Source organism: Paracoccus sp. SMMA_5_TC, assembly GCF_009696685.2.
In the GTDB taxonomy this organism is placed as follows: Bacteria; Pseudomonadota; Alphaproteobacteria; order Rhodobacterales; family Rhodobacteraceae; genus Paracoccus.
The window spans coordinates 1,591,888-1,605,644 of the sequence record NZ_CP102355.1 but is presented as its reverse complement, the minus strand read 5'-3'; the positions used below and the strand labels follow the sequence as shown (position 1 = coordinate 1,605,644).

Sequence of the window (13,757 nt, the reverse complement as noted above, 5' to 3'; positions counted from 1 at the left end):
ACCTTGTTAGCGACTGCATCGCAGCGGCTCAAGCGGCGACAGAGGACTGAACGACAGCGTTCACCCGGCCGTAACCGTCAGTCCAGCGAATGTTGCGGTGCCTGCCCCGAAGGGGCTGCATAGGGCCGGGTCACGTCGCGCAACTCGACATTCAGGCATTCCGCATCGACCGCCAACGTGCCGTCCCCGGCAAATTCCAGCAGCAGCCGGCCGGTTCCGTCCGTATCAGGCAGCCAACGCAGGGCCAGCAATTCCAGCACAAGGTCGCGATCCTTGCGATCAATGCCGTCGCTTTGAACCCGCAGCGCATCCGAGACCAGCAGCACCGCCCGAACCCGCTCGAACGGGCGACCTTCGCGGCGGGCATGATCGGCATCTTCCCAGCGAAAGCGGTTGACCAGCAGCGCCAGTTGCCGGCGGCGGCCATCATAGGACATGTCACCCGCCGTCAGCACCGCATCCTGCACCAGCGCCGAGATGACCGCCAGATCCTGGGCATCCTCGGCCATCAGCGCCAGCGGCGCCGGATCGACATCGGTGAAACGCGCATCAGCCATCGGACGACACCCCCCGCACCCTTTCGATGTCCGCACCCACGCCACGCAGCTTGCGCACCACCTTCTCATAGCCGCGATCAAGGTGATAGACGCGGCTGACCACGGTTTCGCCCTGCGCGGCCAGCCCCGCCAGGATCAGACTGACCGAGGCGCGCAGGTCGGTGGCCATCACCGGCGCCCCGCGCAGCTTGTCGACGCCGTGGACGGTGGCATGGCCGCCGTGAACCTCGATCCGGGCGCCCATGCGCGTCAACTCGGGCGCGTGCATGAAGCGGTTCTCGAAGATACGCTCCTCCAGCACCGAGGTGCCTTCGGCCGTGCAGAGCAGCGCCATCATCTGCGCCTGCAGATCGGTGGGAAAGCCCGGGAAAGGCTCGGTAACCACATCGACGGCCCGCACCGGACCGTTCTTGCGCGACACCTTCAGCCCGCGTTCGGTTTCGACCACCTCGACGCCGGCCTGATCCAGCTTCTCGCAAAATGCCTCGAGCAGCGCGATCCGCCCCCCCAGGCACTCGACCTCGCCGCCGCAGATCGCCGGTGCCAGCATGTAGGTGCCCAGTTCGATGCGGTCGGTCACTACCGGATGGGTCGCGCCGCCCAGCGCCTGCACGCCCTGCACGGTGATCGTCGAGGTGCCTTCGCCCTCGATCTGGGCGCCCATGCGCCGCAGGCACTGCACCAGATCGACGATTTCGGGTTCGCGCGCCGCGTTGCGGATCACGGTGGTGCCCCGGGCCAGCGTTGCCGCCAGCAGGGTGTTTTCGGTCGCGCCGACGCTGACAAGCGGAAATTCCACCACCGCCCCGCGCAGCCCGCCGGCCGGCGCCTTGGCGTGGACATAGCCGTCGCGCAGGTCAAGTTCCGCCCCCATCGCCTCGAAGGCCTTCAGATGCAGATCGACCGGACGCGCGCCGATCGCACAGCCGCCGGGCAAGGACACGATCGCATGACCGTCGCGTGCCAGCATCGGCCCCAGCACCAGGATCGAGGCCCGCATCTTGCGCACGATATCGTATTCGGCGGTATGGCTGCTCAGATCATGGCTGGACAGGGCCAGCACCTGGCCGTCCTGCAGGCTGGCGACCTCGGCCCCCAGCGACCGCAGCAGTTCGGTCATGGTGCGGATATCCGACAGGCGCGGCGCATTGGTCAGCGTCAGCGGCTGATCGGTCAGCAGCGTTGCCGGCATCAGCGTCAGGCAGGCGTTCTTGGCGCCGGCAATCGGAATCTCGCCCTTGAGCGGCCCGTTGCCGCGCACAATGATCTGGTCCATTCAATCCTCGTTTCCGGGCGCGTCTTGTGGTGCGGACACGCCTTGCGGCGATGCGCCCTGCCCCATGTCATCCTGCGCCTCCTGCGCGCGCGCCCGCCCCTGCGCCTTGCGACGGGCAAGATTTGCCCGCAGCGCGGCCTTCAGCCGAGCCTCGCGCGTCTGGGGGGAAGAATCCTGTCCGGGCCGCCTGGTCATGGCCCATGTGTTAGCGCCCCTGCCCGCTTGCGTCCAGCCGCACCGGCATGCGCGACGGCTGCGCGCCGACCGATTTTTTTCTCATTTCCTCTTGCGCGCCCCCCGCAGTTCGGTCTAAAGCCCCGCCCACGATGCTGCGGTAGCTCAGTGGTAGAGCACTCCCTTGGTAAGGGAGAGGTCGAGAGTTCAATCCTCTCTCGCAGCACCAGCCTCACCTCGAACCCTGGATGTCGGTGCCCGTTTTTCGCAGCGGAACCCGACAGCAAGTCGCCGCGTTCCGCCCTGACGCTGCATTCCAGAGGAGGGAGCTGATGAAAGGCATTGTGGCCTGGTTTCTGGGGGTTCCGATCTTCGTGATCATCCTGCTGTATCTGACCGGCATCTTCTGACCCGACCCCCGATCTTTCTTGCTGCGCCCGGGTCTTTTCCCGGGCGTTTTCATGCGATCCGGTCGGGGGCGGGTGGACCCCGCGGCCTCCTGCGGCTAAGCAGGAAACAGTTTCAGCCCACAGGTGAACACATGGCCCAAACCCTGCTGATGCTGGCCGCCGGTTTTCTGGGCGGAATGCTGAACGCGGTTGCCGGCGGCGGCACCTTCATCACCTTCCCCGCCCTGGTCGCCAGCGGGGTGCCGGTCGTGTCGGCAAACGCCACCAGCACGGTGGCGGCGCTGCCGGGCTATCTGTCGGCGGCGGTGGGCTTTCGTCACGAAATCGCCCACATCGAACGCGGGGTGGTGCTGCGCCTGACGCTGTGGACCCTGGTGGGCGGCATCGTCGGCTCGTGCCTGCTGCTGGTATCGTCGAACGCGGCCTTTGCGGTGCTGGTGCCCTTCCTGCTGCTGGGGGCGACATCGGTATTCATCTGGGGGGCGCAGGTGCGCAGCTGGGCGGCGCGCCACCGCAGCGCAGTCGTCCCCTTCGGAATCGGCACCATGCTGCCGGTGGCGATCTATGGCGGCTATTTCAACGGCGGGCTGGGCATCATCCTGCTGGCCCTGTTCGCGCTTTGGGGCATGACCGACCTGAACCAGATGAATGGCTTGAAAAGCTGGTTGTCCTTTGCCCTGTCGGTCATTTCCTTTGTCATATTCGCCATCGGCGGCCAGGTAGCCTGGGGCCCCGCAGTTGTGATGAGCCTGGGCACCATCCTGGGCGGTTATCTGGGCGCCCCGCTGGCGCGCCGAATCCCGATGCCGATGTTGCGGGCATTGATCGCAGCGGTCGGCTTTGGCATGACGGCGCTGTTTTTCTGGCGTCTGTTCTGACGCCCCCAACCCCGAAAAGGATTGCACATGTCCGACATCAAACGCATCGAGACCGGCACCCGCATGAGCCAGGCCGTGGTGCATAACGGCATCATCTATCTGGCCGGCCAGGTCGGGAACCCCGGCGAATCGGTCACTGCCCAGACCCAGCAGGTTCTGGCCCAGATCGACCGCCTGCTGGCGGAATGCGGCTCGGACAAGACCCGCATCCTCAGCGCGCAGATCTGGTTGGCGGACATGGCCGATTTCGCCGAAATGAATGCGGTCTGGGACGCCTGGGTGCCCGCCGGCCATGCCCCCGCCCGCGCCACCGGCGAATCGGCGCTGGCAACGCCCGACTACAAGGTCGAAATCATCGTGGTCGCGGCGCAGAACTGATCGCGTCCAGCACCGAACGCGCGGCGCGCAGGCTAGGTGCCTCGCCGCCGCGCCCCAGGCGCGTCATCGTCAGTTCCATCGCCGCCATCTGCTCGGCCCGTTCCTCGGGATGATCCAGCAGGCGGAACAGCGCCTGCGACATCGGCCCCGGCTGGCAGGCATTGCCCAGAAATTCGGGGACGACACGCGTCTCGCTGACCAGATTGACCAGCGTCACCGTATCGGTTTTCAACATCAGCCCGATGATCAACCGGCTGAGCGGTGCCACGTCATAGCCGATCACCATGGGCACGCCATTGGCCGCCAGATCCAGGCTGACCGTGCCCGAAGCCGCCAGCGCCAGATCGGCGGCCGCGAAGGCCGCGCGCTTTTCCTCGGCAGCCTCGACCACCACCGGGGCGGTGGGCCAGCGCCGCGCCATGTCGCGCACAAGGGCCGACACGCCCCGCACGGTCGGGATCACAACCCGGATTTCCGGCACCCGGTCGCGCAAGCGGATCAGCGCCTCGTCAAAACGGGGGCCCAGACGCGCCACCTCGGTCCGGCGCGAGCCCGGCAGGCACAGGATCAGCGGCGCATCGGGCGCGATACCGTGGGCCTGGCGAAAGGCCGCAGCCTCGGCCGCGCCGGCCACAGGCTCGGCAACGATCGGATGGCCGACGAAATCGCAGCTCATCCCCGCAGCCTGCATCAACGGCGGTTCAAAGGGCAGAATCGCCAGAACATGGTCGATGACCTGGGCCATCTTGCGCGCGCGCCCTGCCCGCCAGGCCCAGACCGACGGCGCAACGTAGTGGATCGTGCGCAGGCCGGGGTGCAGCACCCGCGCCTGCCGCGCCACCCGCAGGCAGAAATCCGGACTGTCGATGGTAATCAGCGCATCTGGCCGGGCCTCTGCAATGGCCTGGGCGGTTTCCCGGACCCGCGCCTGCAAGGCACGATAGCGGGGCAGAACCTCCCATATGCCCATCAGGCTCAGCTCTTGCATGGGAAAGCGGCTGTCGAGCCCCTGCGCCGCCATCGCGGGGCCGCCGATGCCGTCAAAGACGACGTCGGGCTGCAACTGCCGCAGCCCCGCCATCAGTGCCGCACCCAGATTGTCGCCCGAAGGCTCGCCCGCGATCACAAAGAACTTCATGGCGTCCTGCTGCTGGTCATCGGGATGCCGGACTGGCGATAGACGGCCGGCCGTAACATTGGCGCCGGCGTGGCCGGATCACGCCCGCGCCCACAGAAACAACCCCGCTGCTTCGGCGGCCGCAATAGCCTCGTCGCGTTGCAGCACGATGACACCGCCAGCCTGCCAGGCGATGCCGGCCAGTCCGGCCCTTGCCACCTGATGCACCGTGTCGGGCCCGATGGTCGGCAGATCGATGCGGCGATCCTGTCCGGGCTTCGGCGCCTTGTAAAGAAGGCCGCGAGGCCCATTGGGGTTGGGCCGCAACCCGACATGCAGACCGGCGAATTCCAGCATCGCCTGGGTGCCCGGCAGCGCCTCGACAGCAAGGCACAGACCCTGGGCCACCACGGCGCCCTGCCCGATATCCAGATCGCCCAGGCCCTGCACGATCTGGGCCGCCCGGGCGGCGTCCTTCTGATCGCCCGGTCCGGGCGCGCCAGCCAGAATGCCTTCGCCGGGGACAAGTTCGGGCAATATCTGATCGACAGACAGGATATTTATGCCTGTTTCCTCGAAAACTTCCAGCACCGCGCGCAGGGCGGCATCATCGCCCGACTGCATCCCCATCAGGATGCGCGGCACAATCGCCATGGTGCGCGGATCGAACAGTTCCGGTTCGATCCGCGGGCGCCGGATGGCCCCTGCAAAGACCACGCGGTCCACGCCCTGATCTATCAGCTCGTCCAGGAACGGCACCAGTCGCTCCAGCCGGAACGGGCGCGCGGGAAGCTGCGGCGAAAGATGATCCAGCGCATAGACCAGCGGCTGATCCAGCGCCTGGGCAATGGCGGGGGCCAGAACTCCCTCGCCGGCGATCAGGGCGATTCTGCTCATGTCCGTGGGGTCAGAAAGCTGCGATCCGAGGGACCAAGGATAAAGTCGAGCACCTCGCGCACCATGCTGCTGCTGGCCGAATCCGACAGCTGGCGGGCCTTGTCGCGAAAGCTGCCCTCGCCCAGCTGCGACAGCATTTCGCGCAGCGACTGGATTTCCTCGCGCGAGGCGCCGCGGCGCTTCAGGCCCACCAGGTTCAACCCGTCCAGATGCCCGCGCGGCCCCTGGACGAGGCCATAGGGAATGACATCGGCCGTCACCATGGTCACGGCCCCGATCATCGCCCCGCGGCCGATCCGCACCCATTGATGCACGCCCGACAAGCCGCCGATGATGACGTCATCGCCCAGATGGCAATGGCCCGCGACCGAGGCATTGTTGACCAGGATCACCCGGTCGCCGATCTGGCAGTCATGGGCGACATGGCTGCCAGCCATGAACAGCCCGTCGTTGCCCACGCGCGTCACCCCGCCACCCCCTTCGGTGCCCGGGTTCATCGTCACATACTCGCGGATGCGGTTTCGGGCGCCGATTTCCAGCCGCACCTGCTCGCCGCGGAACTTCAGATCCTGCGGCACCTCGCCGATCGAGGCAAAGGGGAATACGACCGTCTCATCGCCGATCACCGTGTTGCCGGTCACCACCACATGCGATTTCAGCACAACCCCGCGACCCAGCGCGACCTGGGGGCCCACAACGCAGAACGGGCCGATCTCGCAGCCATCCTCGATCCGGGCCGCCGGGTCCACCACGGCCGAGGGGTGGATGCTCAGATCAGCCATTGTCGCCGCGGTTCAGCATGGCCATGACCTCGGCCTCGGCCGCCAGCTCGCCATTGACCATCGCGCGGCCTTCGAATTTCCACACCTTGCCGCCACCGCGCAGCGTTTTCATGTGCAGTTCCAGCACGTCGCCGGGAACAACCTTCTGGCGAAAGCGGCATTTGTCGATGGACATGAAATAGGTGCCCATGCCCTTGTCGGCCAGGTTCAGGCTGACGCCGACCAGCACCGCCGCCGATTGCGCCATCGCCTCGATGATCAGCACGCCGGGCATCACCGGTTCCTGCGGAAAATGCCCCTCGAAATGCGGCTCGTTCGAGGTCACCATCTTCACGCCCACGCAACTGACATTTGGCACGATGTCGCGCACCCGATCGACCAGCAGAAAGGGGTAACGGTGCGGCAGGATCCGCTTGATCATGGCAAGATCGACGGCTGTCGGCGGGATGTAGTCGGTCTGATCGGCGGCCATGCGCGTCCTCGTGAAGCGTTTTCATTTGCCTAGCAACGGGCGAAGGGCTTGGCAAGTTCGCGCGTCAGCCGCGGCGGACGCGCCCTTCGAGCAGCCAGCCGCACAGCGCAAGCCCGGCAATCACCCCCAGCCAGCCCCAGGCCGGCAATAGCGGATGGTGCGTCATGCCGCTGACGGTGGCCGCGCCACGCGGGGTGATGGCGATCCATGGCCCGCCGACGCCCTGGCCATGGGCCGGCCGTCCGGGTCGCACGCTGCGCAGCACCGGCACACCTTCGGACAATTGCAGCACCGCCCCGCCGGTCGCCTGCGCCACAGGCGCCAGCACCTGCGCCGCGGCCACTGTCTGTTCGAATTCGCGCGGGGCGGACGGGCCCAGCGCCAGAACACGGCGAATGTCGCCATCGGCCAGGCGGTAGAGCCCCGGCCCCGGCGCGGTCCAGCGGGCGGTGAAGCGGCCCGGCCCGGCCTCGCGCAGCGCAACATCCTCGGTCCGGCCGTCGGGATGTGTGATGCGCACCGGCCCCGCCACCGGCTGCATGCTGCGACGGGTGATGGTAACCGTCATGTCGCCGGCGACATCGGCCAGCAGCGCCTCTTCCTCAAGCTCGGGTTCCTGCATCGACCAATGCGCGATCCGGCGCAGCAATTCCAGCTGCGGCCCGCCGCCCTCGAACCCGCGCCCCCACAGCCAGACCTGGTCCGAGGTCAGCAGCGCCACCCGCCCCTTGCCCACGCGGTCCAGAATCAGCAAAGGCGCGCCCTGGGCACCGGTCATCACCACCTGCGCCTGCGGATCGGGGACGACCTGGGACATGCGCAGCCAGCGCCCCCAATGCCGGGCCGCGCCTTCGGCCGGGGCGCCGGGCAGGCCTGCCGTGACAGGGTGGCGTTCGCCCGCCTCGGTCAGACGCGGCAGAAACGGCTCCTGGTAGATCACACCGGTCGGTCGCGCCGGCAGGATCGCCCCCATCGGCGACAGGTTCAGGCTTTCGACCGAGGCCATTTCCGGCCCGGCCGAGACCAGCACCGCGCCGCCCTGCTCGACGTAATTGCGGATGTTTTCGTAATATTGCGGGGTCAGGATGCCACGCACGCGGTCGCGATCAAAGATGATCAGGTCGAAATCGGTGATCCTTTCCATGAACAACTCATGCGTGGGAAAGGCGATCAGCGACATTTCCTGGACCGGCACGAAATCTATCTTTTCCGGCGGTCGCAGGATGGTGAAATGGATCAGATCGACATTCGCGTCCGATTTCAGCAGGTTGCGCCAGGTGCGTTCGCCGGCATGGGGCTCGCCCGAAATCAGCAGCACCCGCAGCCGGTCGCGCACGCCCTCGATCCGGATCGCGGCGCTGTTGTTGCGGTCGGTCAGTTCGGCGGGCTGGGCGTCCGGCGCATCGAAGGCGATCGAGACCACGTTCTGACCGGCATGGCGCGTCACCACGGCCAGATCCATGCTGACCCCGGGCGGCAGGTCGAGGCTCTGGCTGTCCTCCCCGTCCAGAAGGATGCGCAGACGCGCAGGCTTGCCCGCGACATCGGCGGGAACGGCGCCCTCATCCTCGACCCGAAGGCGGATGGTGACGGGCTGGCCGATCAAGCCATAGGCCGGCGCCTGTTCGATCACCAGCCGCCGATCCCAGTCGCGAGGCTGACCGGTCAGCAGCACATGGATGGGGGCCGGCGCCTCGGTCGGCAGGTTGGCAGCATCATGGGCCAGGCCGTCGGTCACCGCGATCACCCCGGCCAGCCGCCCGGCCGGTTCGGCCGCGATCGCGCGCGTCAGCGCCTTGCCGATCAGCGTGCCATCGGGGTCGTCGCCGACGCTGACCCGGCGGATTTCGGTGTCGGGCAACGCCGCCAGCTGGCGGGCCATCGCCTCGACCGCCGCGTCGGTCTGCGCGCTGCGGCCGGGCAGCGACTGGCTGGCGCTGCGGTCATCCAGCAGGATGACGATATCGGACAGCGGCTGGCGCAGCCCGCTTTCCAGTGCCGGCCCCGCCAGCGCCGCCGCCGCAGCCAGCCCGGCCAGCGCCCGCAGCGCCCAGCCGCGCAGGCCGCGCCACAATGCCCAGGCCCCGACCAGCAGCGCCAACCCGGCCAGCGCCGCCACCATGGGCCAGGGCAACATCGGATCCAGCACCAGCGCGCTCATCGCACCTCCTCCTGGCGCAGACGCTCGAGCAGGGCGGGCACATGCACCTGGTCGGATTTGTAGTTGCCGGTCAGCACATACATGATCAGGTTCACGCCAAAGCGATAGGCCATCTCGCGCTGTTCCTCGCCGTCAAAAGCCGATCCCATGCTGAACATGGGCAGGCCGTTGGCGTCCACGGCCCAGGCCTCGGCCCAGGCATTGCCGCCGATCAGCACCGGCGAGACGCCATCGTTGAGGTTGCGAAAGGGCACGCCTTGCGCTGCCTGGGCATCCGCGGGCGGCGCCTCGGCCCACAGCGGTGCACCCTGATAGCGGCCGGGAAAATCGCGCAGCAGATAGAAAGTGCGCGTCAGCACATGATCGGCGGGCACAGGGGCCAGCGGCGGGATGTCCAGCGGCGCGGCCAGCGCCTGCAACGCGTCCGAGCCATCCGGCCCGCCCAGCCCGGCGATATCGCCGTCGCGGGTGTCGAACAGGATCATCCCGCCCGAACGCAGGAAATGGTTCAGGCGCACATAACCCTGTGGCGAGGGCGCCGCCTGCGCATCCGTCACCGGCCAATACAGAAACGTCAGCAGCGACAGGTCGTCCCGGTCGGGATCGACGCCGATGGGGGGGCCGGGCTCGACCGTGGTGCGCTGGGCAAGGATCTGCGACAGGCCCTGCAATCCGGCCTTCGATGCCGCGTCCACCGCCGCGTCGCCGGTGACGACATAGGCCAGCGCCACCTGATCGGCGGCACTGACCAGCCGGGGGTCCGGGTCCTGCTGGGCGCGCAGCGGCAGCGCCCACAGCATCAGCGTCATCAGCAGCAACGCGCGGATCATGGGCGCATCCCCGCCAAAGGGCCGCGGCCGCGCGCCAGCAGCGCGCTGGCCAGCGCATCCAGCGCCAGCAGCAGCGCCGCCAGCGCGACCAACCAGCCGCGCAGATCGATGCCGGGGGGCTGGGCGGCGGCCTCGATCCGGGCGCCGGGCCAGTCGGCGCGGACCATCGGCGCCGACCCCGCGTTCAGCGCCGCCACCCGCTCACCCGCGCGATAAAGCCCCGCCGGCGCGCCGGGGGCCGGGGCGGCAGCGAAATCCGCCGGGCTGACGGGCTGCAGGTTTTCCGCAGGCAGCGCCCGACCAAAGCCGTCCAGCACCTGTTCCGGCACCCAGGGCGTCTGTTCGGGGGCAACCGGCGCATCCGACGCCCGCCCCGCCCCGGCCCGCGCGCTGCGCACCAGCCGCTCGAGCATCTCGACGAACAGTCCCGACAAGGCCAGGTTCGACCATTCGGCATTGGCCGTGGTGTGAAACAGCACCAATTGCCCCTGACCCAGGGTCGCACGGGTGACCAGCGGCGTGCCGTCCACCAGGCTGGCAATGCTGCGGCTGGCCAGGTCGGGCGCGGGTTCGGCCAGCAGCTGCGCCCGCACCAGCGCATCACGCGGCACCGTCAGCCCGGCAAAGGGGCCATCGCCGGCGAAAGCGGCGATGCCGCGCGGCGCACCCCAGCTCAGCGCGCCACCCACATCGCGCCCCCCCGCCCGCAGCCGCACCGGCAGCAGCGGCTCTTGCGCCAGCTGCGTGGCGGCGGCCATGCGCGGACCGGCAAAGCGGATCAGCGTGCCGCCCCCCTCGACCCAGTCGCGCAGCGGACCTGTCGCCGGCAGGCCGGGCTGATCGACCAGCACGATCACATCGGGGGCCGCCGGCAAGACCTCGTCCAGCCCGCCCTCGACCAGATCCGAGACAGGCGCCAGCGCGCGCCGCAGGTAATGCAGCGGCGACAGCAGCCGCTGCCCCTCGCCGTCGCGCTCGCTGCCGATCAGCGCGACCTTGCGCCGGCGCAGGGCATCATCGGCCAGCACCACCGCCCCGGCCGAGGCATGGTCGACGACCTCGAACCGGGTAATGCGGTTGCGCAATTCCGAAGGCAGGTCCAGGGGCACCGCATGGGTGACGATGCCATCGCGAACCTCTCCGGCCGCCGGGGTCAGCAAGGCAAGCTCGCGCGGCGTCCCCTGCGGATCGACGCCGATGGCGCGAACCTGCGGCACCGGACCGCCAGTGCTGCGCAGCCGCAGCGCGGGTTGATCCCCGGCCCCAGGGTCCAGCGCCAGGCGCGGACCGGCAGGCGGAACCACCAACACCGGCCCGCGCGCGCGCAACGCCGCCAGCCAATCGGCACGGCCGGGGTGATCCAGCCCGTCGGCAAGCCACAGAGTGCGCAGGCCCGCGGGCGCCTCGGCCAGGGTGTCGTCCGGCGAAGGGGGGTAGCGGCTGGGCCAGGCGGCGGGACGCAGGCCACGCAGCACCGGCGCCAGTTCCGGCGCGGGTTGAAAGGCCAGCGCGCCCTGGCTGCGGCCGTCCGCGATCAGCAGCGCCGCGGGCTGGCCAGACGTGGCGGCCTGATCCAACGCCCGCAGGGCGCGCGCCTGCCGCTGCGGCCAGTCGGGCGCCGCGGCCCAGCCGGCATCCATCACGATCAGCAGCGGCCCCTGCCCGATCTGATCCGGCGCCGGCCTCCAGACCGGGCCGGCAAAGCCCAGGATCAGCGCCGCGATCGCCAGCACCCGGATCAGCAGCAGCCACCAGGGCGTGTGCCGCGCCACCGGCCGCGGATCTCGCAGCCCCAGCAGCAGCCGCGTGCCGGGAAAGCGGATGCGGCGCGGCGCCGGCGGCATGGCGCGCAGGATCAGCCACAGCACCGGCAAGGCCGCCAGTGCCGCCAGCAGCCAAGGCACGGAAAAACCCAAGGGCCCCAGCAGCAGCATCAGCCCTCCAGCACCGACCACAGCCACAGCAGCGCCTGCGCAGCGGGCTGGCTGCTGTCATGGGCGCCGAAATGCCAGCCGGCGGTCTGCGCCGCCTGCGCCAGCAGCGCCCGGCGTTCGCCCAGACGCGCCAGGTAAGCCGCGCGCAACCCGGCCGCATCGCGGGTGTCATGGCGCAGCGCCCCGCTGGCCGAGGAAAACAGCACCGCCCCCGACCAGGGAAAGTCCTGCTCGGCCGGGTCCAGAACCTGCATCATCACCCCCGACACCCCCAAGGCGGCGGCGCGCGCCAGATAATCCAGCACCGGCTGCAGATCGCCTAGGAAATCGTCGAACAGCACCACCCGCTGCCCCGGACGCAGTGACTGCGCGGGCGGCGCATCGTCATCGCCGCCGCCCAACGGGTCGGCCAGAAGCCCGCGGGCAATCTGTTCGGCCTGCGCGCGCCCTGGCCGCGGCAGGTTGCCGGCCAGCGCCACCCGCTCGCCCCCCGCCAGCAGCGCCATGGCCAGCGCCAGCGCCAGCAGATCGGCGCGGGCGCGCTTGGTCGGCAGGGCTGGCGCGCTGGCATAGCCCATGCCGGCAGCGCCCGACACCCAGATCGCCGCCGATTGCGCCAGTTGCGCCTCGCGGTCGCGAACGAAATGGACGTCTGATCGGGCCGAGCGGCGCCAGTCGATGCTGCGCGCGCTGTCGCCCGCCACCGCGGGGCGGTATTGCCAGAAATCCTCGCCGCTGCCGGCACGGCGCTGGCCATGGCTGCCCGGCACCAGCGCCGCCGCCAGCCGCTGCGCCGACAGCATCAGCGCCGGCAGTCCAGCCAGCGCCGCCGAGGCATCGGCCCGCAGCAATTCGGGCGTCGTCGGGGTCACGCTGCGGCCCGCATCCGATCGTCCAGCAGCCGGGCGATCACCGCCTCGACCGTATCGCCGCGCGCGCGGGCGGCAAAGCCCAGCGCCATGCGGTGGCGCAAGACCGGCGCCGCCATCGCCTGCACATCGGCCAGGGTGGGGGCAAGGCGGCCGTTCAGCGCGGCCCTTGCCCGCGTCACCAGGCTAAGCGCCTGCGCCGCGCGCGGACCCGGCCCCCAGACCAGCGTATCGGCCAGCCAGCCCGGCGCCTCGGCCGTGCCCGGTCGGGCAGCGCGCACCAGATCCAGAATGGCGTTCAGCACCGATTCGCCCACCGGCATCCTGCGGATCAGCCCCTGGGCCGCGATCAGCCCGGCCGCGTCCAGGACCGCATGCGGCCGGCCCTGGTCCACCCCGGTGGTCGCCAGCAGGATGGCGCGTTCGGTGTCGCGGTCGGGATAATCGACATCGACCTGCAACAGAAAGCGGTCCAGCTGCGCCTCGGGCAAGGGATAGGTGCCCTCTTGCTCGATCGGGTTCTGCGTGGCCAGCACATGAAACGGCCGACCCAGCGGACGATGGGCGCCGCCGATGGTCACCTCGGCCTCTTGCATGGCCTGCAGCAGCGCCGATTGGGTGCGCGGGCTGGCGCGGTTGATCTCATCCGCCATCAGCAGCTGGGTGAACACCGGCCCCTCGATGAAGCGAAAGCCGCGGCTGCCGTCGGGGCGGATGTCCAGCACCTCGGAGCCCAGGATATCCGCCGGCATCAGGTCCGGGGTGAACTGCACGCGCGCGGTCTGAAGCCCCAGCACCGTGGCCAGCGTATCGACCAGCATGGTCTTGCCCAGGCCCGGCTGGCCCACCAGCAGCGCATGCCCGCCGGACAGGATCGCCGCCAGCACCTGTTCGACAACCGCGTGCTGGCCGACAAAGCGGCGCTCGACGCTGGCGCGGGCCTCGGTCAGGCGCAGGGTCAGCGCCTCGACCTCGGCAACCAGATCATCATCCTGAACCATGACAAAGTCCCGTTTCTGATT

14 protein-coding genes and 1 tRNA gene are annotated in these 13,757 nt (G+C 69.3%); 4 read left to right on the top strand and 11 right to left on the bottom strand.

Translation table 11 applies throughout. From position 1 onward, the window contains the following. Positions 1 to 77: 77 nt before the first annotated feature. Entirely contained in the window at positions 78 to 557 is a 480-nt protein-coding gene (locus GB880_RS08300) for a DUF2948 family protein (protein ID WP_154493653.1), read from the bottom strand. Continuing rightward, complete coding sequence (gene murA / locus GB880_RS08295) at positions 550 to 1,833, bottom strand: UDP-N-acetylglucosamine 1-carboxyvinyltransferase (RefSeq protein WP_154493654.1); 1,284 nt, start codon at positions 1,831 to 1,833, stop codon at positions 550 to 552. The genes GB880_RS08300 and murA overlap by 8 nt, the downstream gene beginning before the upstream one ends. Before the next feature lie 328 nt (positions 1,834 to 2,161). On the opposite strand from murA, the gene GB880_RS08285 reads away from it, so the two are divergent. The 4 genes from GB880_RS08285 (at position 2,162) to GB880_RS08270 (ending at position 3,673) form a co-directional block, all read left to right on the top strand. After that, positions 2,162 to 2,236 (top strand) — tRNA-Thr (locus GB880_RS08285). 19 nt (positions 2,237 to 2,255) lie between these two features. Further along, entirely contained in the window at positions 2,256 to 2,417 is a 162-nt protein-coding gene (locus tag GB880_RS08280) for a hypothetical protein (protein WP_154493656.1), read from the top strand. A gap of 131 nt (positions 2,418 to 2,548) precedes the next feature. Then, the gene (locus tag GB880_RS08275; RefSeq protein WP_154493657.1) at positions 2,549 to 3,295 is read left to right on the top strand and encodes a sulfite exporter TauE/SafE family protein; all 747 of its coding nucleotides are present in this window, start codon (positions 2,549 to 2,551) and stop codon (positions 3,293 to 3,295) included. A 27-nt stretch (positions 3,296 to 3,322) separates the two neighbouring features. Further along, positions 3,323 to 3,673: a RidA family protein gene (locus GB880_RS08270; RefSeq protein ID WP_154493658.1), complete on the top strand. Its 351-nt coding sequence runs from the start codon at positions 3,323 to 3,325 to the stop codon at positions 3,671 to 3,673. Here the strand turns inward: GB880_RS08270 and lpxB are convergent. From lpxB to GB880_RS08230, 9 genes are all read right to left on the bottom strand, one after another. Continuing rightward, positions 3,648 to 4,811 carry a lipid-A-disaccharide synthase gene (lpxB, locus tag GB880_RS08265; protein ID WP_154493659.1) on the bottom strand — a complete coding sequence of 388 codons (1,164 nt, stop codon included), beginning with the start codon at positions 4,809 to 4,811 and terminating at the stop codon, positions 3,648 to 3,650. The two genes, GB880_RS08270 and lpxB, sit on opposite strands and share 26 nt — an antisense overlap. A gap of 78 nt (positions 4,812 to 4,889) precedes the next feature. Further along, positions 4,890 to 5,687, bottom strand: a complete 798-nt coding sequence (locus GB880_RS08260) for an LpxI family protein (protein ID WP_154493660.1) — start codon at positions 5,685 to 5,687, stop codon at positions 4,890 to 4,892. Continuing rightward, entirely contained in the window at positions 5,684 to 6,469 is a 786-nt protein-coding gene (lpxA, locus tag GB880_RS08255) for an acyl-ACP--UDP-N-acetylglucosamine O-acyltransferase (RefSeq protein ID WP_154493661.1), read from the bottom strand. Before lpxA ends, GB880_RS08260 begins: the two co-directional genes overlap by 4 nt. Then, on the bottom strand, positions 6,462 to 6,941 hold the full coding sequence (gene fabZ, locus GB880_RS08250; RefSeq protein ID WP_154493662.1) for a 3-hydroxyacyl-ACP dehydratase FabZ: 480 nt from the start codon (positions 6,939 to 6,941) through the stop codon (positions 6,462 to 6,464). Before fabZ ends, lpxA begins: the two co-directional genes overlap by 8 nt. Before the next feature lie 64 nt (positions 6,942 to 7,005). After that, positions 7,006 to 9,102: a hypothetical protein gene (locus tag GB880_RS08245; protein WP_263467042.1), complete on the bottom strand. Its 2,097-nt coding sequence runs from the start codon at positions 9,100 to 9,102 to the stop codon at positions 7,006 to 7,008. Continuing rightward, the gene (locus GB880_RS15875; RefSeq protein ID WP_442793752.1) at positions 9,099 to 9,932 is read right to left on the bottom strand and encodes a DUF4159 domain-containing protein; all 834 of its coding nucleotides are present in this window, start codon (positions 9,930 to 9,932) and stop codon (positions 9,099 to 9,101) included. Before GB880_RS15875 ends, GB880_RS08245 begins: the two co-directional genes overlap by 4 nt. Further along, entirely contained in the window at positions 9,929 to 11,866 is a 1,938-nt protein-coding gene (locus GB880_RS08240; RefSeq protein ID WP_442793751.1) for a BatA domain-containing protein, read from the bottom strand. The genes GB880_RS15875 and GB880_RS08240 overlap by 4 nt, the downstream gene beginning before the upstream one ends. Next, complete coding sequence (locus tag GB880_RS08235; RefSeq protein ID WP_263467041.1) at positions 11,866 to 12,738, bottom strand: DUF58 domain-containing protein; 873 nt, start codon at positions 12,736 to 12,738, stop codon at positions 11,866 to 11,868. Before GB880_RS08235 ends, GB880_RS08240 begins: the two co-directional genes overlap by 1 nt. Further along, entirely contained in the window at positions 12,735 to 13,736 is a 1,002-nt protein-coding gene (locus GB880_RS08230) for an AAA family ATPase (protein WP_263467040.1), read from the bottom strand. Before GB880_RS08230 ends, GB880_RS08235 begins: the two co-directional genes overlap by 4 nt. Between the last annotated feature and the right edge of the window lie 21 nt (positions 13,737 to 13,757).